The following is a 22,100-nucleotide window of genomic DNA, read 5'->3' as shown; positions in this document are numbered from 1 at the left end:
CGGCGGACCCCGGCGTCGTTCCGGAGGTGGTCAGTAGGTGGGCAGCGAGGGGTCGACCTCACGGGCCCACGCCAGGACGCCGCCGCCGACGTGCACCGCGTCCTTGAAGCCGGCCCGGTGCAGCGCGGCCAGCGCCTCGGCCGAGCGGGCGCCCGACTTGCAGTGCAGCACGACCTGCTTGTCCTGCGGCAGCTCGGCGAACGCCTCGCCGGACAGGATGCGGTCCTTCGGGATGAGCACCGAGCCCGGGATCTTCACGATCTCGTACTCGTGCGGCTCGCGGACGTCCACGAGCAGGAAGTCCTCGCCCGCGTCCTGCTTCTGCTTCAGCTCCAGCGGCGTGATGGTGTTGCCCGCCGCGGCCTGCTGCGCGTCGTCGGACACGACGCCGCAGAACGCCTCGTAGTCGATCAGCTCGGTGATCTTGACGCTCTCCGGGTCCTTGCGGATCTTGATCGTCCGGTAGGACATCTCCAGGGCGTCGTACACCATGAGCCGGCCCAGCAGCGGGTCGCCGATGCCGGTCAGCAGCTTGATCGCCTCGGTCACCATGATCGAGCCGATCGACGCGCACAGCACGCCCAGGACACCGCCCTCCGCGCACGACGGCACCATGCCGGGCGGCGGCGGCTCCGGGTAGAGGTCGCGGTAGTTCAGGCCCTGGCCGTTCGGCGCGTCCTCCCAGAAGACGCTGACCTGGCCCTCGAACCGGAAGATCGAACCCCACACGTACGGCTTGCCCAGCAGCACGGCGGCGTCGTTGACCAGGTACCGGGTGGCGAAGTTGTCCGTGCCGTCCAGGATCAGGTCGTAGTCGCGGAAGATGTCGAGCGCGTTCTCCGAGTTCAGGTGGACCTGGTGCAGCACCACCTTCACGAACGGGTTGATCTCGGCGACCGAGTCGCGCGCCGACTCCGCCTTCGGCCGGCCCACGTCCGACTGGCCGTGGATCACCTGCCGCTGGAGGTTCGACTCGTCGACGACGTCGAAGTCGACGACGCCGAGCGTGCCCACGCCCGCGGCCGCCAGGTAGAGCAGTGCCGGGCTGCCCAGGCCGCCCGCGCCGACGACCAGGACCTTCGCGTTCTTCAGCCGCTTCTGACCGTCGACCCCGACGTCCGGGATGATCAGGTGGCGGCTGTACCGCGCGACCTCTTCCTTCGTCAGCTCCGCAGCGGGCTCAACGAGCGGCGGAAGCGCCATCTCCAGTCCTCCTCGACCACACATGTCCTCTACCGAGGGACAACACCAGCCTGCCCGTCCGTCTTCCCGGATGGGAAGTCGTCCCAAGGCGCGGGACGCGCCGCCGGGACCGGTCGCTACGGGGCCACCGGGAACGGGTTGGGCGTGCACACCTTGCCGTCGGCCGCCACCGCGTTGCGGTCGCCGCCGGTCACCGAGTTGAGCTGCGCGACGTAGTCGTTGGCCACGCCGAACGACTGCTGCATCATCACCGGGGCGGGGCCGCCGTCGGTCGCGCAGCCCTCGTGCCCGTTGCCCAGGGCGTGCCCGACCTCGTGGTTGACGGCGTAGGTGCGGTAGGCGCCGATGTCGTTGCCGAACGCCTTCGCGCCGCGCACCCACCGGGCCGCGTTGATGATCACGCGCCCCGACGGCGGGTGCCAGCACGACGCCTCGAACTGGATCGAGAACCCGCACATGGCGTGCGTGGTGCTGGTCGTGGTGAGGCTGATGGTGAAGTCGACGTCGTCGCCCTCGACCCGCTGCATCGCGACCTGGCCGTTGCCGACCCAGCTGCGCGGGTCGGCCAGGAACGCGTCCACCGTGCGCGCGAAAGCCTCGCGGTCGCCGCCGTAGTCGGCCGCCTCGACGCCGTCCTCGATGGCGATGTTGTACCGGTAGAGCTGCCCGCTGCCCGTCTGCTGCGTGGCGCCGGGGACGACCTGCCACGTCCCGGCGCCCTGCGCGGAGAAGTTCGGGCCGTCCGGCAGCACCGCGGTCGGGAAGTTCTTGAGGTCGATCTGGGCGGGCGGCTTCTCACTGGCCGCGGGCGTCGCCGGGGTGGTCGCCGCCGACGCGCCGCCCGTCTGCGCACCCTGCGCGGACTGGTCCGCCGCCGGGCCGCTCCCGGTCGGCACGGCCGTGTCCAGGACGACCAGCGCGGTCAGCACCAGCAGCACGGGGATGGCGTAGATGCGCCACCCGTAGTTCGCGACGAGGCCCTTGAGGCCGCGCCCGCGCCGCCGGGCCCGGCGGCCGGTCGGCGTCCACGAGGCGGCCAGCGGCTCGCCGGCGGTGCGGCGCGCGCCGCGGCGGTAGCGGTCTTCGGACAGCGACGGGCGGTCGCCGGAGGAGGGCGCCGCGTCCTGCGTCGTCCGGTTCACGGCGACCAGGGTGCCACAAGCGCACCCCTGCGCCGCCGGCCGGTTGACCAGCGGCCCGGGCCGATCCGCCTCACCACTCGCCCCGTTCGACCGACTCCCACATGCCGAGGACCCCGCGCGCCACCGACGCCGGCCGCTCCATCTGCGCGACGTGGCCGGTGCGCGGCAGCACGAGCAGCCGGCCGCGCGGCAGCAGCCTGGCCACCCGGGGCGCCTTGCGCACGCTGACCAGCCGGTCCTCCGTGCCCCACACCACCAGGGTGGGGGCGGTGATCCGCGGCGGGAGCAGCCACATCGACCTCGACCGGGGCACCAGCCAGGTGCGGATGAGGTCGATCGTGGAGGCGTTGAGCGCGTTGCCCGCCCACGCCTGCGCCGACCGCTCGTCGTACTCCTCCTGGCTCTGCGCGATCCGGTTCGCCGGCACCAGGTCCGGGTCGGCGAAGCACAGCCGCAGCATCTGCCGGGTGCGCTCCTCGGGCGTCACGGTCGCCAGCTGCGCCCGCACCCGCGCGCCCACCACGGGCAGGAACGCCAGCGGCAGCCGCCGGTCGGACACCCGGCGCAGGCTCAGCCGCAGGTCGGGCACCGCCGGCGAGACCAGGGTCAGCGTCTTCACCAGGTCGGGGCGCTTGGCGGCGACCATGAGCGTGATCGCGCCGCCCATGGAGTTGCCGAGCAGGTGCACGGGACCGCCGCCCAGCGAGTCGAGGTAGCCGATGACGACGTCGGCGTGGGTGGGCATGCGGAAGTCGTAGCCGTGGATCGGCTCGGAGCGGCCGAACCCGGGCAGGTCCAGCGCGTGCCCCTCGACGTGACCGGACAGCTGGGCGGCCAGGTCCGTCCAGTTCGTCGAGGAACCGCCGAGCCCGTGCACGTAGACGGCCTTCTCCCCGGCGCCGCCGGGGGTGTGGCGGACGTGCACGCGGTGGCCCGCGACCTCGGCGTAGTCACCGGGCCACGGTCCGATCGTTGTGTCCAGCGGCGGTAGCGGCGAGCTGGACAGGGGCACGTGGGTGATGGCGGGCCTGCGCGCCTCCAGCGTCTCGGTCACCCCACCAGGATGCCTGCTGGGGCGTCCCGTGAAACGGGAAGCTTTCCCGCAAGGCTGCTACCAGCGAGTAGTGTTGCCGACGAGCCGGCGGGGCAACCCCCCTTCGGTTCCGCGATGATTGGTTGGCTGGAGGCACCATGACGGAGACGGCCCAGACTGCGGTCGGGCACCACGGCGGCGCGGCGGGACGGGGTGTTCGACTCCCCCGCACGGCCCGGCGTGCCCAATTGCTGGCCGCGGCGCAGGACGTGTTCGTGACCAACGGCTACCACGCCGCCGCGATGGACGAGATCGCCGAACGCGCCGGCGTCAGCAAGCCCGTGCTCTACCAGCACTTCCCCGGCAAGCTCGAGCTCTACATGGCACTGCTGGAGTCCCACGTGGACGAGCTGGTGAACCGGGTGCGCGTGGCGCTCGCGTCCACCACGGACAACAAGCAGCGCGTGAAGGCGACGGTCGGGGCGTTCTACGACTTCGTGGACGGCGAGGGTCAGGCGTTCCGGATGGTGTTCGAATCGGACCTGCGCGGTGAGCCGGTCGTGGCCCAGGCGGTCGAGCGGGCCACCACGGACAGCGTCGACGCGATCACCGAGACGATCACCGCCGACACCGGCCTGGACCCCCACCGGGCGCGCCTGCTCGCGGTGGGCCTGGTCGGCCTGTCCCAGGTCACCGCCCGCGCGTGGCTGGCCGACGACCGCCAGGTCCCGAAGGAGGACGCGGTCTCGCTGATCTCGAACCTCGCGTGGCGCGGCATCGGCGGCGGCTTCCCGCTCCAGCACTGAGCACGCACCGGAGCACTGAGCACGCACCGGTCGGGGCCGTCCTCGCGGGGACGGCCCCGACCGGCGTCACCGCAGTGCCGCGATGCGGGCCGCCACCTCGGCGGCCCGCTCCAGGGGCAGCATGTGCCCCGCCCCGGGGAACGTGACCAGCTCGGCGTGCGGCAGCTCGTCGGCCAGCACGCGGGCGTGGCGCGGCGGGGTCAGCCGGTCCGCCCCGCCGGACAGCACCGCGCACGGGACGTCCGCCAGCTCGACCAGCGCCTTGCGCCGGTCGTGCTCGTCCAACGAGTCGCGGAACGCGACCATGCTCACCGGGTGGCAGCGGCCGACCATGATCGCGGTGCGCGCGACGTGCCCCCGCGACGGCCGCTCGCCGAACAGCAGCCACCGCAGCCCCGGCCGCAGGGCCCCGGGCCGCCGCAGCAGCTCCGGCCGCGGGGACGCCGCGATGCGCCGGTTCAGCACCTTCTCGCCCGCCGGGAACGCCCGGCCGAGCGCGCCCGGCAGCCCCAGCGTGGACCCCGCCAGCTCACCGCACGAGGTGGCGACGAACGCCACCCCCGCCACCCGTTCCAGCAGGTCGGGGCGCTGCTCGGCCAACGCCATGATCGTCATGCCGCCCATGGAGTGCCCGGCCAGCACGACCCGCCCGGTCGGCACCCGGTCCTCCAGCAGCTCGGCCAGGTCGTCGGCGAGCCGGGCGATCGTGGCCGACCCGGCCGGCGCGGGCGCCGAACCGCCGTGCCCCCGGTGGTCGTAGCGCAGGACCCGACCGGGCAGCGCCGCCGCCACCTCGTCCCACGACGTGTGGTCGAGCGTCCAGCCGTGCAGCAGCACGGTCGTCACCCCGGCGTCCGGCGGACCGGTGTCCACGACGCGCAGCGCGGTGCCGTCGGACGCGGTGAAGCGCGGGCCGCTCACGGGAGCAGGAAGGACCGGCGCCACGCCCGCGTCCCCGGTGCGCCGACGAGGCCGACCTCGTCGAGGAACGCCATGATCCGCTCGCCCGCCCAGCGCAGCGTCCCCTGCCAGTGCGGGTTGCCCAGGGCCGCCCGGTGCGCGGCCTCCTTGTCCAGGCCGACCGCGGCGTACACGTCCGGGTGAATCAGGGAGCGGGTGATGAACAGGGACGTGGTCGCGACCAGCCACCGCTGGTAGGGCAGCTCGGCGCGGCTCAGCCCGGCCATGCCGCGCACGACCTCCTCGCGCGCGAACCGCACGTGCCGGGCCTCTTCGAGCACGTGGATGCGGTTGACCATGCGCACGAGCGGCTGCACGGTCTCGTCGGCCATCGTCTCGCGCTGGAGCCGGTCCAGGACCTCCTCGGCCACCAGGATCGAGCCGTACAGGGCGGGGCCGTAGCCGATCACCGGCAGCAGCTTGCCCAGGTGGTACGTGTACCGGCGCGGCCCGTAGGGCGGGCAGCCGATGGCCTCGACCATGCGCGCGAACATCGTGGAGTGCCGGCACTCGTCGGCGACCTCGGTCAGCGCGTACTGGGCGTGGCGGCTCGTCGGGTCGGCGCGGTAGACCTCCTTGAGCAGCATCCGCATCAGCAGGATCTCGAACCACAGGCCGACGGACGCGATGCTCGCGATCTCGTGCCGGGACAGGTCGATCCGCTGCTCGGGGCTCATCCGGTCCCACAGCCCGGTGCCGTACAGCGAGCAGCGGTGCTCCGGGGTGTAGCGCAGGCCGGCCACCGGGGGCGCGGACCAGTCGATGTCCACCTCGGGGTCGTAGGACCTGTCCGCCGACGAGTTGAGCAGCCGTTCGGCGGTCTTCTCGCGGTCCGCGACCTTCACGGTCCTCGTCATCGGGCCCCTCCCCGGTGGTGCCACCCTGGATTACTGCTACTTCAGGTAACAGTTACTTCTGGTAGCGTGCGTCACATGGCTCGAACTGTCAAGGGCGGGACGGACGCGCGTCGCGAGCGGTGGAAGGGGCACCGCGAGGCACGCCGCGCCGAGTTCGTCGAGGCGACGATCCGCGCGGTCGCCCAGCACGGCCCCGACGTGGGCATGGACGAGATCGCCGCCGAGGCGGGCGTGAGCAAGCCGGTGCTCTACCGGCACTTCGCCGACAAGTCCGACCTGTACCTCGCGGTCGGCCAGCGCGGCACCGAGATGCTGATGGACCGGCTCGGGCCCGCCATCGGCCTCGACGGCCCCGTCCGCACCCGCATCAAGCGCATCGTGGACGCCTACCTGTCCGTGATCGAGGAGCACCCCAACCTGTACCGGTTCGTGGTGCGCAAGTCGTTCACCGACCGCCCGGTCGAGCAGGACGTGGTCACCGAGGACAAGACCATGATCGCCAACGCCCTCGCCCGCCTGCTCGGCGACTACCTGCGGGCGTTCGGCATGGACTCCGGCGGCGCCGAGCCGTGGGCGCACGCCCTGGTCGGCATGGTGCAGAACGCGGGCGACTGGTGGCTCGACCGGCAGTCCATGACCCGCGCGAGCCTCAGCGGCTACCTCACCGAGATCATCTGGCACGCCCTCGACGGCCTGCTCCGCTCCGCCGGCGTCGAACTCGACCCGGACGCGCCGCTGGTCACCGACCTGTCCGCCGACGAACCCCGGCTGCGGCTCGTCGACGCCGAGGAGGCGTGATGGCACCCGACGAGGCCCCCGACCACGACGAGGACCACAGCCGCAGCGAGGACGCCGACCACAGCGAGGACGGGTACCGCGGCGACGCCGTGCTCGTGTTCGACCAGCGGGAGGTGCCGGTCAGCGTCGAGCTGCGCGGCTGCTTCCAGCCCATCGACGGCCGCTACCACTGGTACGGCCGGGTCGCGGCGAACGACGAGGTCACCGCGCTGGTGCGGGCCGGTGCGCGGACCGCGCTGCTGCGCACCCCCGCCGGCTCGGCGACCGGGTCGCTGACCGACCCCGACCCGTGGTCGCGCTACCGCGTCGCGGGCACCTCCACGCCGCCGTTCCGGGTCGGCTGAGCACCACCCCCCGACAACGCGGAAGGGGCACCCGATCGGGTGCCCCTTCCGCGTGTCCCTGACCGGCGACGCCGGCCTTCCCGCCTCAGTCGCCGGAGACGAAGCCGACCCGACGGGCGTCGCTCGGACCGATCTCCACGTACGCGATGCGCGCCGCGGGCACCACGTAGCGGGCGCCCTTCTGGTCGACCAGAACGAGCTGCCCGGTGCCCGCCTTGAGGGCGTCGGCGACCTGCGACTCGACCTCCTCGGGGGTGAGACCGCTGGACACCACGAGCTCCCGCGGGCTGTCCGCGATGCCGACCCTGACCTCCACGCTGACCTCCGTGCACGCGTTTGACGGCTTTCGAAACCCAACCCTAGCCGAGCCCGAGCGCCGACATGCGCCGCGTGTGGCTCTGCTGGAGCCGCCGGAACAGCGTTGCGATGCCCGCCAGGTCGCCCGAGCCGCGCACGATCAGCTCGGCCAGCCCGTCCCGCTCCGCCACCACGTACTGGGCCTGCGTCAACGCCTCGCCGAGCAGCCGGCGACCCCACAACGTGAGCCGGTCGCGCAACGTCGGGTCGCTCGCGCAGGCCGCCCGGACTTCGCGCTCGGCGAACGCCGAGTGCCCCGTGTCGGCCAGCACCGCGAGCACCAGCTCCTTGGTCGGCTCGTCGAGCCACTCCGCGACCTCGCGGTAGAAGTCGGCCGCCAGGCCGTCCCCGACGTACGCCTTGACCAGCGACTCCGGCCACGACCTCGGCGCCGTGGAGGCGTGGAAGGCGTCGAAGCCCGCCGCGAACGGCCGCATCGCCTCCTCCAGCGAGTGACCGCGCTCCGCCAGGTAGGTCTCCAGCAGCACGTAGTGGCCGATCTCGGCGGCGGCCATCCGGGACAGCGCGGCGCGCCCGGCCAGCGTCGGCGCCGTCCTGGCGTCCTCGGCCATCCGGTCGAACGCCGACAGCTCGCCGTAGGCCAGCGTGCCCATCAGGTCGACGACCCCCTCCGCCACCTGACCCGCCACCACGGCCCCACCGGCCTCCACGTCGCTCATGACGGCGAGCCTAGTCGGGAGTCGTCCACCACACCCCGCGCACGCGAACCCGCAGCCGACGGGGTCGTTCCACCCCGATCGGCCCAGCTCCCGGGTAGACTCGATCCTCGACGCCCGGCGCGGCGCGGCCCAGTGGGGGCTCGCAGCGGTGCCGAAGGCTGAACTGCGGCGGCACCGTGCCGCCAGGAGAGGGTGCGCGCACACACCTCGCTGGCCCTCCCGCGACCCGCCCGGCCTCCCCAGGCCGAGTGGCGGTGGACGCGGTCGAGCGGCCCGTACAGGCCGTGCGCGCTGGTACGAGAGAGGCGATCACCCTGACCGCGACGAACGAAGACACGCACATCGACCCGGTGGAGCTGGAGCACAGCGAGGCGGGCGTCCCCGAGGACGACACCTCGCGACCGCTGGTCGCCGACGCGCCCGTCAAGCCGGACGCACCCACCTTCGCCGAGCTGGGCGTCCGCGACGAGATCGTGCGCGCGCTGGCCGAGGCCGGCATCCACCGCACGTTCGCCATCCAGGAGCTGACGCTGCCGCTGGCGCTGGCCGGCGACGACGTCATCGGCCAGGCCCGCACCGGCACCGGCAAGACCCTGGGCTTCGGCATCCCCCTGCTCCAGCGGATCACCGTGCCGGGCGACGGCACGCCGCAGGCGCTGGTCGTGGTGCCGACGCGCGAGCTGTGCCTCCAGGTCACCCACGACCTGACCAACGCCGCCAAGCACCTCGGCGTGCGCGTGCTGGCCATCTACGGCGGCCGGCCGTACGAGCCGCAGATCGCGGCGCTGCGCAAGGGCGTGGACGTCGTCGTCGGCACCCCCGGCCGGCTCCTCGACCTCGCCGAGCAGCGGCACCTCGTGCTCGGCAAGGTGCGCGGGCTGGTGCTGGACGAGGCCGACGAGATGCTCGACCTGGGCTTCCTGCCCGACATCGAGCGCATCCTGCGCATGGTGCCCGACGAGCGGCAGACCATGCTCTTCTCGGCGACCATGCCGGGGCCGATCATCACGCTCGCCCGGACGTTCCTCAACCAGCCCACGCACGTGCGGGCCGAGGAGAACGACGCGGGCGCCATCCACGAGCGCACCGAGCAGTTCGTCTACCGCGCGCACGCGCTGGACAAGACCGAGCTGCTGGCCCGCATGCTCCAGGCCCGCGAGCGCGGCCTGTCCATGATCTTCACCCGCACCAAGCGCACCGCGCAGAAGGTGGCGGACGACCTGGTCGAACGCGGCTTCGCCGCGGCGGCCGTGCACGGCGACCTCGGCCAGGGCGCCCGCGAGCAGGCGCTGCGCGCGTTCCGCTCGGGCAAGGTCGACGTGCTCGTCGCGACCGACGTGGCCGCGCGCGGCATCGACGTCGAGGGCGTCACGCACGTCATCAACTACCAGTGCCCCGAGGACGAGAAGACCTACGTGCACCGCATCGGCCGCACCGGTCGCGCGGGCCGCACGGGCGTCGCCGTGACGCTGGTCGACTGGGACGAGGAGCCGCGCTGGAAGATGATCAGCGACACCCTCGGCCTCGGCAAGCCGGAGGCCGTGGAGACCTACTCCACCTCGGACCACCTGTTCACCGACCTGGACATCCCCTCCGGCTCGACCGGCCGGCTCCCCCTGGGCCTGCGCACCCGCGCCGGCCTGGACGCGGAGCCCGAGGAGAACCTGAAGGGCGAGAAGAAGACCCGGCGACGCCGTCGCGGCGGGCACGGTGACGGCGAGGAGACCCCGCCGGCCTCCACCCCGTCCGGCCCGGCGCAGTCGGAGTCCCCCGCGGAGGACGACCAGAAGCCCCCGCGCGCCCGCCGCCGTCGCCGCAGCCGAGCCGGCGTGGCGTCGAGCGAGGCGACGGCGGAGGCGACGGACTCCCCGGCAGCACCCCAGTCCCCCACCGCCGCCCCCGAGTCCGAGTCGTCCACCCCGCACTCTCCGGACGACGCGGCAGACCCCACCCGCCCCCGCAGGCGCCGCCGCAGGCGCACAGGCGGAGCGGCGGGAGCAGCGGACTCCCCGGCGGCCGAGTAACCTGACCCCGAGGTGGGCAGCAGCTACCGCCAAGCAGCCGCTGCCCAACCGGGGTGGAGACACGATCGGGTGATCATCGGGCCGAACACGTACGAAATCGGCCCCTCGCCACTCGGTTGAGAGAATCGGACCGCCGAGACCACCCCGGTACCGCAACTCCCGAACGCGGCCGGGACACGGCGGCCACGGCGAAGTCGCAGCGGTCCGGCGACGGGAGGGGCCACCACACCCCTCCCCACCACCACTACCCCGCAGCCACGGCCACCCGCACCCCGCGCCTGCCCGCCACACGCATCACCCGCCGCCTGCCCGCACCGCAAGCCGGCCGCACACCACCCGCCGGCCACCTGCCCGCAAGCCGGCTGGCCGCCCGCACGCCGCCCATCCGCACACACGCCGGCCGCGCGCACCATCCACCGCCAAGGCCCCTGGTCGCTGACCTCACCGCGCCTGCCTTGCCGCCGCCCCACCCCAGCCCTTCCGCGCCGCCGACCGCGCCGGTCCAGCCCTTCCGCGCCGCCGACCGCGCCGGTCCTGGGCTGCCGCCCGGCCTCGCCGCGCCCCCGCCCTTTCGCCGCCCGGCCGCGGCCCTTCTCGCCGCCCCCGGCAACAGCCCTTCTCGCCGCCCCCGACCACAACCCCTCTCGCCCTCTCCGGAGGCAGCCCTTTTGCCCCCGGCGGCAGTCGCAGTCCGCGGCGAACCCGCAGGTCACGCGGCCCGGCGCACACCGCGGCCCTGGTGGGGTCCGGGGCGCGAACCCGCAGGTCCGCCCCACCCTCGCCCCTGTCGCCGCACGACCTCGCGAACCGCGCGCCCAAAACCCGCCCCACGCGCGCGAAACCGCAGGTCAAGACCCCACCACCGCCTCGTGCCCCCGCCCGCCGACCGCCCGCCGACCGCCCGCCGCCCCACCAGGCGAGACGTCCGGCCACGGCCTCACACCGACCTCTTCCCCGTGGTGGGAGCATGTCGCCTGAACGAGTCGCACGAGATCACCGACCATCGGGGAGCCGGGCAGTGGGCCAGCCGGAGCAGGCGGAGTCGAACGGGCAGGTCGTGCTGGACGAGGACGTGCTGCGGGAGCCCGGCGAAGGCACCCCGGACACCAGCGCCCCGGGCACCAGCGCTCCCGAGGGCAGCACCCCCGAGGTCGTGGACGACTTCGAGCCGCTGCCCGGGCGTTCGTGGCGCACGACGGGCGACTTCATCGGCGTCGCCCTGGTCACCGCGGTCGTGCTGGTGGCCTCGCTGGTCGTCTGGTTCACCTCCGACGCCCGCAACACGGTCAGCCAGGTCGGCTCCCCGCAGTTCGACCCGCTCCAACCGGTGACCGTGATGCCGCCCTCCCTGGCCGAGAGCTGGCGCGCGCCCAGCGGCGCCACGCCGGTCCCCGTCAACCTCGACTCGGTCGTCGTCACCGGCGACGGCGGCGAGGTGGTCGGCCGCGACGCGCTGACCGGCGAGGTCCGGTGGCGCTACGCCCGCGACTGGCCGCTGTGCACGGTCTCCGCGGCCTGGGGCCGGGTGTTCGCCGTGCACCGCAAGGACACGAACTGCTCCGAGGTCACCACGCTGGACACGGCGTCGGGCAAGCGCGGCCCCCAGCGCAACGGCGACGCCGAACCGGGCACCCGCCTGCTGAACGAGGGCTCGCACGTCCTCACCACCGGCGGGTCGTTCGCCGAGGTCTACCGGCGCGACGACCTGGTCCGCTCGATGGAGTACGGCCGCCTGCGCGCGATCGTGAACGCCGGCAAGCAGCCCCGCCCCGACTGCTCCTACGGCTCGTTCGCCGTCACCGGCGGCAAGGTCGCGGTGCTGGAGCGCTGCTACACCCAGGACCCGTCCGACCGGATCACGGTGCTCAAGCCGAACCCGGAGAAGTCGGACGAGCCGCAGGTCATCAGCACCTCGATCGTGGGCGAGAAGAACGCGCGGGTCGTCGCGGTGACGGCGAACCGGGTCGCGGTGGTCGTGCCGAACCGGCTCATCGTGTTCGACGCGGACACGGGCGGCCTGGTCTCGGAGCACCGGGTCGACGTGACGGCGGCCGAGCTGGAGGGCGACCCGCCCGGCCGGGTGGTGCCGACGTTCACCAGCACGGCGAACACCTACTGGTTCACCGGGTCGAGGACGATCGCCCTGTCGCCGGTGGACCTGAGCCCGCTGTGGGCGGTGGACGGCACGCTGGGCGCGGGCACGACGCTCGCCGGCCGCCTGCTGCTGCCGGTGCCGTCGGGGCTGAAGGTCGTCGACCAGGTCACCGGCGAGCAGGTCGCGGAGATCCCGGTGGACCGCCAGGGCCACTCCGGGCCGGTCGAGATGGCCACCGAGGGTCCGGTGGTGCTGGAGCAGCGGGGCGGCACGCTCGTCGCGCTCCGCTGACCCACCTCCACCCGCCGGTCACACCCGGTGTGCCGGAACGCACCGCGAGCCCCCACGCGCGGGGGCGGTGAGTGCGGCAGACTCACCGACGTGCACTCGCAGTTCAGCCCGCACCGCGCGCACCGCGTCGACCTGCCCGGCCGGCACGGTCCGGTCGCCGCCCTGCGCGCCCCGGCGGCGGGGCCCGACCTGGGTGCCACGGCGCTGCTGCTGCCCGGCTACACCGGGTCCAAGGAGGACTTCGCGCCGCTGGTGGACCCGATCTCCGACGCGGGCATCGAGGTGGTCGCGATCGACCTGCCCGGCCAGTACGAGTCGGCGGGGCCGGTCGCGGAGTCCGAGTACCGGCCGGCGGCGCTGGGCGCGGCCCTCGCGGACCTGGTGGCGAAGTTCGCGGCCGACGGCAGGCGGGTGCTGCTGCTGGGCCACTCCTACGGCGGGTTGGTGGCGCGGGGCGCGGTGCTCGCGGGCGCGCCGGTGTCGGGGTTGACGCTGCTCGCGTCGGGTCCGTCGGAGCTGCCGCCGGGTGAGCGCCGCACGGCGCTGGACTACGGCGAGGTCGTGCTGCGCGAGCAGGGCGTGGAGGCGTCGCAGCAGGTCAACGAGACGCGGCAGGCGCTGAACCCGCGGTGGCGGGCGATGCCGCGGGAGCTGAAGGACTTCTACCGGGAGCGGTTCGTGCGCTCGTCGCCCGCGGGCCTGCTGGGCATGGGCGAGGCGCTGCGCGGCGAACCGGACCTGGTGGCGAAGCTGGCGCGGGCGCTGCGCTCGGCGGGTGCGCCGTGCCTGGTGGTGTGCGGCGACCGGGACGACGCGTGGTCGGCTGCGAGCCAGCGGGACATGGCCGAGCGGCTGGACGCCGACTTCGCCGTGCTGTCGGGCGTGATGCACAACCCGAACACGGAGGCGCCGGACGCGCTGCTGGCGACGCTGCTGCCGACGTGGCGGTCCTGGCTGTCCTGAGGTCCCCGACCGCCGCCACCTCCTGGGCACCCGTCATCCCTCTGCCCGGGGGACGCCCCCGGGGTGGAGCAGCGCTTCCCGCGACCCTCCGCGACCGGTGGGCGGGCGGTGTCACCGGCACGTGCCGCCTCCCTCCCCGAAGGCGTTACCGCTGTTCACGGTGGTCGGCACGCGGGCTGTACTGGGTACCGCGGCACCGTTCCCGGGGCCGCCCGCCTGTCGAAGGGGACCCGAATGTCTGTCCGACCGATCCTGGCCGCCGCGGCCGCGGTGTGCTCGGCCCTGCTCGTCGCGCCCACCGCCCACGCCGCCCGCACCGACACCGACGTCAAGGCCGACCGGGTGGTGATCGAGAGCGCGAACGGCTCCGAGGAGGTGTGGCAGCAGACCCTGTGGGACGGCGAACCGACGATCGTCGAGACGTTCCGCGCGACGCCGAACCAGTTCTGGTTCGTCCGGGGCGACGGCACGATCCGGAACCACGACAACGGGTTGTGCGCCACGTCCGTCGACGGGTCGCGGGTCGCGGGCCGGGACTGCGACGGCCACGCCGACCAGCGGTGGGTGATCCGGGGCAGCGGCAACTCCCGGCTGCTGGAGAACGAGGCGGACGAGACCTGCGCCACCTACGACGGCCAGGAGCGGCAGCTGCGCCTGCGCGGCTGCGACCCGTACGACCGCGACCAGCGCTGGTACCTCAACTACTGACCGGCCGCGGGCGCGCCGGCGGCGCGGTCCCGGGCCGCCGGCGCACCCGCCCCGCCGGTCACGGGGTCAGGCCCACCAGAAGAACCACAGGGTCACGGCCACCAGCAGCACGACGAGCAGTCCGCACGCGGTGACCGCCCAGCCGCGCCTGCGGTCGGCGACGACCTGGGCGACCGCCGCGGCGAGCGCGGCGGCCACGTGCCCGAGGACCACGTCGACCCCGGGACCGGGCAGGTCGTGGACCCCGGCGTAGACCTGCACGCCGACCAGGGCCAGCGCCAGCAGGGCGAGGCCCACGGCGAGGGCGCCGCTGACGCCGCGCCACACCTTGGCGAGGCGCGGTTCGGGTCTGCTCTCCACCATCGTCACGCGGTCAACTCTACGGCGCGAGCAGCGCCCACGGGTCGAGCGTCGGCGCGGCCCGCTGACCCTCGGGGCACGAGCGGCGGAAGTCGCACCAGGTGCACTGCCTGCCGGTGCGGGGCGGGAACAGGACCTCGGGGTCGCCGCCGGCCTTGAGGGTGTCGGTGGCCAGGCCCATCTCCTCGGCGGACTCCTCGGCGCGCGACACGTGCCGGCCGAGGCTCTCGTCGGTGTGCTCCCACACGGCGACCGACCGGGTCGGCAGGTGGTGCAGCTCGACCCGGTGGCACGGTTTGCGCAGGGTGCGGCGGGCGGCCAGGGCGTAGAGGGCGAGGGCCAGGGAGCCGCGCGCGTCGTCGGTGGTGAGGGCGTGGCGGCCGGTCTTGTAGTCGACGACGACCAGTTCGCCGTCGCGCAGGTCGATGCGGTCGACGCGGCCCTCGGCGACGATCTTCGACGTGGGCGTGGACACCCAGCGCTCGACGCCGATCGGGTCGACCGACGTGTCGAGGTCGCCGACGTAGTCGCGCAGCCAGCCCTCGGCGCGCTCGCGGTAGGCGGCGGCCTGCTCGGCGTCGCGGAACCCGTCGTTCTTCCACTGCCGGTGCAGCTGGGCGACGGCCTGGTCGGGGGTGCGGCGGTCGGCGGGCAGGTCGAACAGCGCCTTGAGGGCGTTGTGCACGACGGCGCCGAGGGTGTTGTGCGCCCACGCGCCGCCGCGCGGCGGTGTCGGCCGGTCGAGGTAGGCCATGCGGAAGCGGCGCGGGCAGTCGGCCCACGTCGCCAGCTTGGCCGGTGTCACCTTGACCAGCTTCTTGGGCATCGCCCCGAAGTCGAACCCCAGCTGCTCCTGCACGACCCCCACGCTACCGAGGGCCACCGACAGGAACCGCACCGCTACCTCACCCGACCAGCACCTTGCACCCGGTCGCGCGGTCGGCCAGCGCGTCCAGCACGTCGGGTGACGTGGTCTCCGCGCCGAGCCGCACCGTCTTGTTGGTGCCGTGGTAGTCGCTGGAGCCGGTGGTGAGCAGCCCGAGTTCGCCGGCCAGGCCGCGCAGGCGGTCGCGGGTGGCCTGGTCGTGGTCGGGGTGGTCGACCTCGACGCCGCCGAGGCCGAGGTCGGCGAGGTCGGCGACGACCTGCTCGGACACGACGGGGCCGCGCGAGGTGGCGAAGGGGTGCGCGAGGACGGTCACGCCGCCCGCGTCGGCGATCATCGCGATGGCGCGGGCCACGGACGTGTCGGTGCGCGGCACGTAGTACCGGCCGCCGGTGAGGTAGCGGGCGAACGCCTCGTCGACCGACGTGACGACGCCGGCCCTGATCAGCGCCATGGCCAGGTGCGGGCGCCCGGCGGGCGCGTCGGCGGGCATGGCCGCCATCAGCTCGTCGGGGTCGATGGGGAACCCGTCGTCGACCATCCGCTCGGCCATGCGGCGGAGCCGTTGCCGGCGTTCGAGGCGCAGCCGCAGCTGCTCCTCGACGAGCGCGGGCGACGTGTGGTCGTAGAGGTAGGCGAGCAGGTGGACGGTGATGAGACGCCCACTGCCGTCGTCGGACGCGCAGGACAGCTCCGCGCCGCGCACGAGCTTGAGGCCGGGCGGGAGCGCGTTGGCCGCTTCCGCCCAGCCCGCGGCCGTGTCGTGGTCGGTCAGCGCGACCGCGTCGAGGCCCGTGGCGGCGGCCGCCGCCACGAGCTGCGCGGGCGTGTCCGTGCCGTCGGACTCGGTCGAGTGGGTGTGCAGGTCGATTCGCACCCGCCCAGTGTCTACTACGGCACCATCTTCTTGCCGCGCGCCGCCCGTTGCGCCTTGATCATCGAGAAGCGCTCCGCCTGCGCCTTCTTGTCGCCGAAGGTCAACTCCGAGATCGCGTCGTAGACCTCCTCGGGGTTCGGCAGGTACTCGATCCGGTTGAGGGCCTGGATCTGACCCGCCGACTCCACGACCAGCGTGCCGAAGCCGAACATGCGCCCGAGCACCGTCCGCTCGTAGGTGAGGTCGGTGACCTTGCTGATCGGCATCATGGCGACCTTGGTCTCGAAGACCCCCGAGGAGATCATGAACCGCTTGTCGGTGACGACGATCCGCTCCACCCACCACTCCATGACGAAGTAGGCCAGCCTGATCAGCACGAACAGCGAGGCGTACCAGAGGATGTTCTGGATGATGCCTGCGTTGTCGGGCAGCAGGTAGGAGATCATCATGGCGCCGGCGAGGAGCGCGCCGGCCTCCAGGAGATCCCAGAGCAGGTAGCTCCAGTGCCTGCGTACCCGGATGACCCGACGCTCCGTCGGGAGCAGGTACTCGTCGGGGTCCCGTGGTGCGAACATGCCTTCGACCTCTCGCCGGGTGGAGGAGCCGGGCGACGACTCAGAACAATTGTTTCACGAAGGTGATGAGCGCCTCAGCTGCTTCCCGGAGGGTCCCCAGGATGTTCTGCACCAGCTGAGCCGCTTGCTGGGGCTCGGCGATCAGGAAGAACAGGACCAAGCCGACCCCGGCGAAAGTGAGAATCTTCTTCAGATTCACGGTGATCAACCCCGTTCGCTACCCGCACCCGTTTGGCGCCAGTGAAAACCGTTGTACCGCACCCGGCGGCACCTCGGGAGATTTGTACCGCACTCGGGGCAGTGGTCTGCACCGCCAACCCGGGGTGACTACTGGGAGTAACTGTGACGGCTGAACGAGACCATCGCATCCGCTGTGTCGGCGGCATCGCACATGACCCGACCGGGCGACTGCTGCTCGTGCGTCGCGGCAATCCCCCAGGTGAGGGACTGTGGTCGCTCCCCGGAGGACGAGTGGAGCAGGGCGAATCCGACGAGACCGCACTTGTGCGGGAACTAAACGAGGAGACGGGACTCTCCGTGACCGTCGGGGCGTTGGTCGGCAGTGTCACCCGACCGGGTCCGCAGGGCCCCTACGAGATCCACGACTACGCCTGCCAGGTGCGATCCGGCGCCCTCCGACCGGGCGACGACGCCGCTGACGCACAGTGGGTGACCGCTGCGATCTTGGCCACACTCCCACTCACCGAGATGCTGCGGGAGACCCTCGAAGCCTGGGGGCAGCTCCCCCGGTGCTGATCACGTTCACCCGTTCAGGGGAGCCAGATCAGCCGTTGGCCGTGCGGGGCGGTGCGCGCCAGCGCCCGCGCCGAGACCACGTCGCCGTCCTCGAACCGGACCAGCCCCACGACGCCGAACGCCGCGTCGCCGGGCCCCGGCCGCAGGTCCTCGCGCCCCGGCAGCACGTGCTCCAGGGCCGCGGCGTAGCCCTCGTGGCTCAGCCACCACAGCGGCCGGCCCAGCGCGCGCAGCGCCTCGACGAACTCCGCCCCCGACAGGTACGCCAGCACGTTGCTCGTCATCACGACCAGCGGCAGCGCTTCGGGAACCCGCGCGGCGGCGGTGGACAGGTCCGCCACCGCGTCGCCGGTCACGAACTCCGGCGGCGACTTGCGCTGCACGGTCGCGGCCACGCCGAACAGCCGCAGCCGCTCCGGCTGGTCGGCCCACACGCACGCCTCGAGCCACGCGTAGGTCTCCTCGTCGGACAGGTCGGCGGGCGCCCGGTCCAGGCCGACCTTCGCGGCGACCTTCACCGACTTGGGGATCTTCGGCAGCTCCGCGCCGGGCGCCAGCTCCAGCGAGCAGTGCAGGCCGAGCGCCGCCTTCGCGGGCCCCGCGACGAGCTGGCCCGCCTGCTGGGTCTGGTAGCGGAAGCCGTACAGGTCGAGCCCCAGCAGCAGACCGGCCGAGCAGCCGACCTCCAGCAGCCCGACCGGCCCCTTGATCCCGGCCAGCGCCGGGTAGAGCAGCGCGGACCGGCGCACCTCGTTGGTCTGCGTGCTGCGCGTGGACACCAGCTCGCGCACCTTGTCGGCCCGGTCGAGCAGGAAGTCGCGGAACAGCGGCCACGTCTCGTCGTCCGGGCCGTGCGTGCCGCCCAGCGACGGGTAGTACCGCGACAGCGGGTGGAACGGCTCGGCCTGCACCAGCCGGTGCGCCGCCGCCAGGAGCAGGGTCGCGTGCGCGAACCGCTCCGGGGCGGCGGTCAGCAGGCCGGCGACCCCGGGATCGCCGGCGGCGCGCGACGCCAGGTGCTCGTAGAGCGGGGAGACGCCGTGCGCCTCCTGCTCGGCGAACGCCGACAGCCGCCGCCGCGCGAAGTCCAGCGAGGTCACGTCACTCCCTCAGGTCAGAGCACCGGTTCGGGCCGCCCCGGCTGCTCGCCACCGCGCGCGTCGCCGTAGGAGCGCTTGGGGACCATCACCTTGCGCCGGAAGACGCACACGACCGTGCCATCCTGTTTGTACCCGCGCGTCTCGACGTAGACCACGCCCCGGTCGTCCTTGGACTTCGACGGGGTCTTGTCCAGCACCTCCGTCTCACCGTAGATGGTGTCGCCGTGGAACGTCGGCTTGACGTGCCTGAGCGACTCGACCTCCAGGTTGGCGATGGCCTTGCCGGACACGTCGGGCACGGACATGCCCAGCAGCAGCGAGTAGACGTAGTTGCCGACCACGACGTTCTTGCCGAAGTCCGTGGTCCCCGCCGCGTAGTGCGCGTCCATGTGCAGCGGGTGGTGGTTCATGGTCAGCAGGCAGAACAGGTGGTCGTCGTACTCGGTGACCGTCTTGCCCGGCCAGTGCTTGTAGACCGCGCCGACCTCGAACTCCTCGTAGTAACGCCCGAACTGCACCGCGGCCTCCGTTGGCTGTCGTGGTCCGGCTCTCGTTGGACCGGGACGACAGTGTGAGCACCGGGGGAGTACCCTCGGCAACTGGTCTGTGAGCGACTCCACCGCCGCGACCGCCCAACCCGAGGAGGTGAGGACCACCGATGAGCAACGACCCCCATCCTGCGAGTACCTCGCGCGTCCTCATCGGGGGACCCGTCGTCCGGGGTTAGCCCCACCGGGACCGGGTCCAGCACCACCGGTCGGGGACGTGCCGTCGTCGTTGTTCCGAGTCGACGCTCCCCCACTGGAGGTCCCCCGTGCCCAGCCTGCCCTCGCTCGGCGGTCTGAGAGGCCGTTCGCCGGAACGCCCCGCGCTGCCCGTCCCCGTCCCGCTGTCGGCCTACGTCGTGGACTGCGGCGTGTACGTCGACGGCGCGCGCCTGCCCGGCCGCTGGTCGCACACCGACGCGGTGGAGGAGGTCCGCAAGCGCGGCGACGGCTTCGTCTGGATCGGGCTGCACGAGCCGGACGAGGAGCAGATCCAGGGCGTCGCGGACACGTTCGGCCTGCACGAGCTGGCCGTCGAGGACGCCGTGCACGCCCACCAGCGGCCGAAGCTGGAGCGCTACGACAACACGCTGTTCATGGTGCTCAAGACGGTCCGCTACGTGCAGAACGCCTCCCCGGACACGGCGAACGAGATCGTCGAGTCGGGTGAGGTCATGGTGTTCCTCGGCCGCGACTTCGTGGTCACGGTCCGGCACGGCAACCACTCGGGCCTCGCCGCGGTGCGCCGCGACCTGGAGGCCGACGCCGACCGGCTCAAGGTCGGGCCGGCCGCGGTGCTGTACTCGATCGCCGACCACGTGGTCGACAACTACCTGGACGTGACCGACCACATCGAGGACGACATCGACTCGATGGAGGCGCTGGTCTTCCAGCCGCGCAGCCGGGTCAGCGCCGACCAGATCTACCTGATGAAGCGCGAGGTGCTGGAGCTGCGCCGCGCGGTGATGCCGCTGGCCGTGCCGCTGCGCCGGCTGGCCGAGGGCTACACGCCGCTGATCCCCGAGCAGGTGCGCTCGTACTTCCGCGACGTCGACGACCACCTCACCGAGGTGTCCGAGCGCGTCATCAACTTCGACGAGCTGCTGACGACGCTGGTCAACGCCGTGCTGGCGAAGATCACGCTCCAGCAGAACTCGGACATGCGCAAGCTCGCCTCCTGGGTGGCGATCATCTCCGTGCCGACGATGGTGGTCGGCGTGTACGGCATGAACTTCGACCACATGCCGGAGCTGCACTGGCGCTACGGCTACCCCATGGTGATCTCGGTGATCATCGCGGTCTGCCTGACCCTGTACCGAATATTCCGCCGGAACGAGTGGCTGTAAGGACCCTCCGCCCCTTCTCCCCCGACGGGATGTGCCCACGATGACCCGGATGCTCACCAACCTGCGGTTCTGGATCCTGACCTTCCTGCTGGGCTGGCTCGCCACCGTGACGCTGCTCATCGCCAACGGCGCCTGACCGACCCGCGCCCGGCCGTCCCGCCCGGTCACCCGCGCCCGACCGCCCACGACCGTCCACGCCGGACCGCGCCGCGCCGGCCCCCGGGGGTTGTCAGTCCCAGGTCCTGGTGTCCCAGGTGAACGGGATGCCGTGGCCGACGCCGGTGCCGAGCTTGAGCGACAGGCCGGCCGGCCACAGCTTCAGCAGCAGCTGGAACTGGTACTTGGTCGGCCGGTGGGTGCGGCGCGGCTCGAACACGAGCAGCGCGAGCGGCGCCATCGGCGTGGCGCGGGCGGCGGCCTCGGCGAGCACGGCCCGGCCCATGGCCCGGTCGGCGGGTGAGGTGTACTGCCAGACCACCGAGTGCCACACGACGGTGAGCACGTCCCGCTCCGGCCGCACGAGCTGCTCCGCCAGCCACTCGGGGCCGGTGGCCCGCTGCACGGGCACCGGGTCGAGCTGCGCCAGGTCGACCGCGGCCCGCAACCGCTCCAGCCGGGCCGGCTGGTCCGCCCACACGAACGACGACAGGTGCAGCCGGCCGCTCTCGGTGGACACGTCGACGGGGTGCGGGTCGCAGCCCGCGCGGCGGACCAGCCGCAGGTTGTGGTCCAGCGCGACCGACGGCCTGCCGGTCCACCGCGGGTCCAGCGTCAGCGGGCTGCCCGGGTCGCCGTAGCGGACGCCGTCGACGCGGTAGGCGATGCGGTGCGGGCGCAGGTTCAGGCCGCCGGACGCGCCGACCTCCAGCAGCCGGACCGGGAACGGCGTGCGCCTGCCGACCTGCGCCGCGGCCAGGTGGGTGGCGGTCTGGAGGCCGCCGAACAGGGGCGCGCTGCGGCCCGGCTCGTTGGTCTGCACGACCGTCGTGGTGACCGCCGCCCGCAGCTCGTCGGTGTGCTCGTGCAGCACGGGCAGGGCGTCGTCCCACAGCGCGTCGAGGTCGGGGCTGCCGCCCGCGGTCGGGTAGTGCCTGGCCAGCGCGGGCGCCCGGCCCTCCAGGACCAGGCGGTGCAGGGCCGCGGCGAACCGCAGGCCGGGGACGCTGCCCTGGCGGTCGCACTCGGCGCCGGCCATCACCCGCGCGGTGACCCCGCCGCGGGCCAGGTCGTCGGCGGCCGCCGCGAGGAGGGCGTGGGTGAGGGGGCTGTGCGTCCGGCAGGAACGGGAGGCGTCGAGGAACAGCTCGGCGAGCACCCCTGGCACGCTAGCGCGCCTCCCCCCGCGCGGCGGAAGGACCACCGCGTCATTTCACCCTTTCACCGGGGAGGTGTCA

24 protein-coding genes are annotated in these 22,100 nt (G+C 73.2%); 9 read left to right on the top strand and 15 right to left on the bottom strand.

The window, feature by feature from the left end:
* Positions 1–30: 30 nt before the first annotated feature.
* From moeZ to ACRAKJ_RS04295, 3 genes are all read right to left on the bottom strand, one after another.
* Positions 31–1,203, bottom strand: a complete 1,173-nt coding sequence (moeZ, locus tag ACRAKJ_RS04305; RefSeq protein ID WP_438920238.1) for an adenylyltransferase/sulfurtransferase MoeZ — start codon at positions 1,201–1,203, stop codon at positions 31–33.
* Between the two features lie 116 nt (positions 1,204–1,319).
* Entirely contained in the window at positions 1,320–2,345 is a 1,026-nt protein-coding gene (locus tag ACRAKJ_RS04300; protein ID WP_447008881.1) for a DUF3152 domain-containing protein, read from the bottom strand.
* Between the two features lie 70 nt (positions 2,346–2,415).
* Entirely contained in the window at positions 2,416–3,399 is a 984-nt protein-coding gene (locus tag ACRAKJ_RS04295; RefSeq protein ID WP_447008880.1) for an alpha/beta fold hydrolase, read from the bottom strand.
* A gap of 137 nt (positions 3,400–3,536) precedes the next feature.
* On the opposite strand from ACRAKJ_RS04295, the gene ACRAKJ_RS04290 reads away from it, so the two are divergent.
* Positions 3,537–4,184, top strand: a complete 648-nt coding sequence (locus ACRAKJ_RS04290) for a TetR/AcrR family transcriptional regulator (protein WP_447008879.1) — start codon at positions 3,537–3,539, stop codon at positions 4,182–4,184.
* 66 nt (positions 4,185–4,250) lie between these two features.
* On the opposite strand, the gene ACRAKJ_RS04285 is transcribed toward ACRAKJ_RS04290, so the two are convergent.
* Both ACRAKJ_RS04285 and ACRAKJ_RS04280 read right to left on the bottom strand, forming a co-directional pair.
* Entirely contained in the window at positions 4,251–5,105 is an 855-nt protein-coding gene (locus tag ACRAKJ_RS04285) for an alpha/beta fold hydrolase (protein ID WP_447008878.1), read from the bottom strand.
* Positions 5,102–6,001: a diiron oxygenase gene (locus ACRAKJ_RS04280; RefSeq protein WP_438927059.1), complete on the bottom strand. Its 900-nt coding sequence runs from the start codon at positions 5,999–6,001 to the stop codon at positions 5,102–5,104. Before ACRAKJ_RS04280 ends, ACRAKJ_RS04285 begins: the two co-directional genes overlap by 4 nt.
* Before the next feature lie 75 nt (positions 6,002–6,076).
* On the opposite strand from ACRAKJ_RS04280, the gene ACRAKJ_RS04275 reads away from it, so the two are divergent.
* The gene (locus ACRAKJ_RS04275) at positions 6,077–6,799 is read left to right on the top strand and encodes a TetR family transcriptional regulator (protein ID WP_438927060.1); all 723 of its coding nucleotides are present in this window, start codon (positions 6,077–6,079) and stop codon (positions 6,797–6,799) included.
* The gene (locus ACRAKJ_RS04270; protein ID WP_447008877.1) at positions 6,799–7,143 is read left to right on the top strand and encodes a DUF4873 domain-containing protein; all 345 of its coding nucleotides are present in this window, start codon (positions 6,799–6,801) and stop codon (positions 7,141–7,143) included. The genes ACRAKJ_RS04275 and ACRAKJ_RS04270 overlap by 1 nt, the downstream gene beginning before the upstream one ends.
* A gap of 85 nt (positions 7,144–7,228) precedes the next feature.
* On the opposite strand, the gene ACRAKJ_RS04265 is transcribed toward ACRAKJ_RS04270, so the two are convergent.
* Entirely contained in the window at positions 7,229–7,459 is a 231-nt protein-coding gene (locus ACRAKJ_RS04265) for a DUF3107 domain-containing protein (protein ID WP_184927778.1), read from the bottom strand.
* A 43-nt stretch (positions 7,460–7,502) separates the two neighbouring features.
* Complete coding sequence (locus tag ACRAKJ_RS04260) at positions 7,503–8,180, bottom strand: ferritin-like fold-containing protein (protein WP_438921528.1); 678 nt, start codon at positions 8,178–8,180, stop codon at positions 7,503–7,505.
* Between the two features lie 350 nt (positions 8,181–8,530).
* On the opposite strand from ACRAKJ_RS04260, the gene ACRAKJ_RS04255 reads away from it, so the two are divergent.
* From ACRAKJ_RS04255 to ACRAKJ_RS04240, 4 genes are all read left to right on the top strand, one after another.
* Positions 8,531–10,204, top strand: a complete 1,674-nt coding sequence (locus tag ACRAKJ_RS04255; RefSeq protein WP_438921532.1) for a DEAD/DEAH box helicase — start codon at positions 8,531–8,533, stop codon at positions 10,202–10,204.
* A 1,018-nt stretch (positions 10,205–11,222) separates the two neighbouring features.
* Entirely contained in the window at positions 11,223–12,590 is a 1,368-nt protein-coding gene (locus tag ACRAKJ_RS04250; RefSeq protein WP_438921527.1) for an Rv3212 family protein, read from the top strand.
* 90 nt (positions 12,591–12,680) lie between these two features.
* Entirely contained in the window at positions 12,681–13,553 is an 873-nt protein-coding gene (locus ACRAKJ_RS04245) for an alpha/beta fold hydrolase (protein ID WP_438921526.1), read from the top strand.
* A gap of 234 nt (positions 13,554–13,787) precedes the next feature.
* Positions 13,788–14,261 carry a ricin-type beta-trefoil lectin domain protein gene (locus ACRAKJ_RS04240; RefSeq protein ID WP_438921525.1) on the top strand — a complete coding sequence of 158 codons (474 nt, stop codon included), beginning with the start codon at positions 13,788–13,790 and terminating at the stop codon, positions 14,259–14,261.
* Between the two features lie 66 nt (positions 14,262–14,327).
* Here the strand turns inward: ACRAKJ_RS04240 and ACRAKJ_RS04235 are convergent, their stop codons facing one another.
* From ACRAKJ_RS04235 to ACRAKJ_RS04215, 5 genes are read right to left on the bottom strand one after another with little or no spacing between them, the layout of a single operon-like run.
* Positions 14,328–14,630: a hypothetical protein gene (locus ACRAKJ_RS04235; RefSeq protein ID WP_438921524.1), complete on the bottom strand. Its 303-nt coding sequence runs from the start codon at positions 14,628–14,630 to the stop codon at positions 14,328–14,330.
* Positions 14,631–14,640: 10 nt separating this feature from the next.
* Positions 14,641–15,480 (bottom strand): PD-(D/E)XK nuclease family protein, encoded by an 840-nt coding sequence (locus tag ACRAKJ_RS04230; protein WP_438921523.1) that lies wholly within the window; start codon positions 15,478–15,480, stop codon positions 14,641–14,643.
* 46 nt (positions 15,481–15,526) lie between these two features.
* Entirely contained in the window at positions 15,527–16,384 is an 858-nt protein-coding gene (locus ACRAKJ_RS04225) for a PHP domain-containing protein (RefSeq protein ID WP_438921522.1), read from the bottom strand.
* 14 nt (positions 16,385–16,398) lie between these two features.
* Positions 16,399–16,959 (bottom strand): PH domain-containing protein, encoded by a 561-nt coding sequence (locus ACRAKJ_RS04220; RefSeq protein ID WP_438921521.1) that lies wholly within the window; start codon positions 16,957–16,959, stop codon positions 16,399–16,401.
* A 40-nt stretch (positions 16,960–16,999) separates the two neighbouring features.
* Positions 17,000–17,158, bottom strand: a complete 159-nt coding sequence (locus ACRAKJ_RS04215; protein WP_170185132.1) for a hypothetical protein — start codon at positions 17,156–17,158, stop codon at positions 17,000–17,002.
* Between the two features lie 143 nt (positions 17,159–17,301).
* Between ACRAKJ_RS04215 and ACRAKJ_RS04210 the strand changes: the two genes are divergently transcribed.
* Complete coding sequence (locus ACRAKJ_RS04210; protein ID WP_438921520.1) at positions 17,302–17,715, top strand: NUDIX domain-containing protein; 414 nt, start codon at positions 17,302–17,304, stop codon at positions 17,713–17,715.
* Between the two features lie 14 nt (positions 17,716–17,729).
* On the opposite strand, the gene ACRAKJ_RS04205 is transcribed toward ACRAKJ_RS04210, so the two are convergent.
* Together ACRAKJ_RS04205 and ACRAKJ_RS04200 are read right to left on the bottom strand one after the other, a co-directional pair.
* On the bottom strand, positions 17,730–18,815 hold the full coding sequence (locus tag ACRAKJ_RS04205; RefSeq protein WP_438921519.1) for a DUF2332 domain-containing protein: 1,086 nt from the start codon (positions 18,813–18,815) through the stop codon (positions 17,730–17,732).
* A gap of 14 nt (positions 18,816–18,829) precedes the next feature.
* Complete coding sequence (locus tag ACRAKJ_RS04200) at positions 18,830–19,333, bottom strand: MaoC/PaaZ C-terminal domain-containing protein (protein ID WP_438921518.1); 504 nt, start codon at positions 19,331–19,333, stop codon at positions 18,830–18,832.
* A 296-nt stretch (positions 19,334–19,629) separates the two neighbouring features.
* On the opposite strand from ACRAKJ_RS04200, the gene corA reads away from it, so the two are divergent.
* Positions 19,630–20,706 carry a magnesium/cobalt transporter CorA gene (corA, locus tag ACRAKJ_RS04195; protein ID WP_438921517.1) on the top strand — a complete coding sequence of 359 codons (1,077 nt, stop codon included), beginning with the start codon at positions 19,630–19,632 and terminating at the stop codon, positions 20,704–20,706.
* A 229-nt stretch (positions 20,707–20,935) separates the two neighbouring features.
* On the opposite strand, the gene ACRAKJ_RS04190 is transcribed toward corA, so the two are convergent.
* A complete protein-coding gene (locus ACRAKJ_RS04190; RefSeq protein ID WP_447008876.1) occupies positions 20,936–22,030 on the bottom strand; it encodes a DUF2332 domain-containing protein in 1,095 nt (364 codons plus the stop codon).
* Positions 22,031–22,100: the final 70 nt, after the last annotated feature.

The organism is Saccharothrix sp. DSM 118769 (assembly GCF_052936295.1).
The sequence above is the reverse complement of the archived record's forward strand: the minus strand, read 5'-3'. Positions and strand labels throughout refer to the sequence as shown.

Excerpts from the sequence above, each read along its gene's own strand:
- moeZ (WP_438920238.1), bottom strand. The coding sequence starts at position 1,203 with ATGGCGCTTCCGCCGCTCGTTGAGCCCGCTGCGGAGCTGACGAAGGAA.
- ACRAKJ_RS04290 (WP_447008879.1), top strand. The coding sequence starts at position 3,537 with ATGACGGAGACGGCCCAGACTGCGGTCGGGCACCACGGCGGCGCGGCG.
- ACRAKJ_RS04280 (WP_438927059.1), bottom strand. The coding sequence starts at position 6,001 with ATGACGAGGACCGTGAAGGTCGCGGACCGCGAGAAGACCGCCGAACGG.
- ACRAKJ_RS04275 (WP_438927060.1), top strand. The coding sequence starts at position 6,077 with ATGGCTCGAACTGTCAAGGGCGGGACGGACGCGCGTCGCGAGCGGTGG.
- ACRAKJ_RS04270 (WP_447008877.1), top strand. The coding sequence starts at position 6,799 with ATGGCACCCGACGAGGCCCCCGACCACGACGAGGACCACAGCCGCAGC.
- ACRAKJ_RS04260 (WP_438921528.1), bottom strand. The coding sequence starts at position 8,180 with ATGAGCGACGTGGAGGCCGGTGGGGCCGTGGTGGCGGGTCAGGTGGCG.
- ACRAKJ_RS04240 (WP_438921525.1), top strand. The coding sequence starts at position 13,788 with ATGTCTGTCCGACCGATCCTGGCCGCCGCGGCCGCGGTGTGCTCGGCC.
- ACRAKJ_RS04220 (WP_438921521.1), bottom strand. The coding sequence starts at position 16,959 with ATGTTCGCACCACGGGACCCCGACGAGTACCTGCTCCCGACGGAGCGT.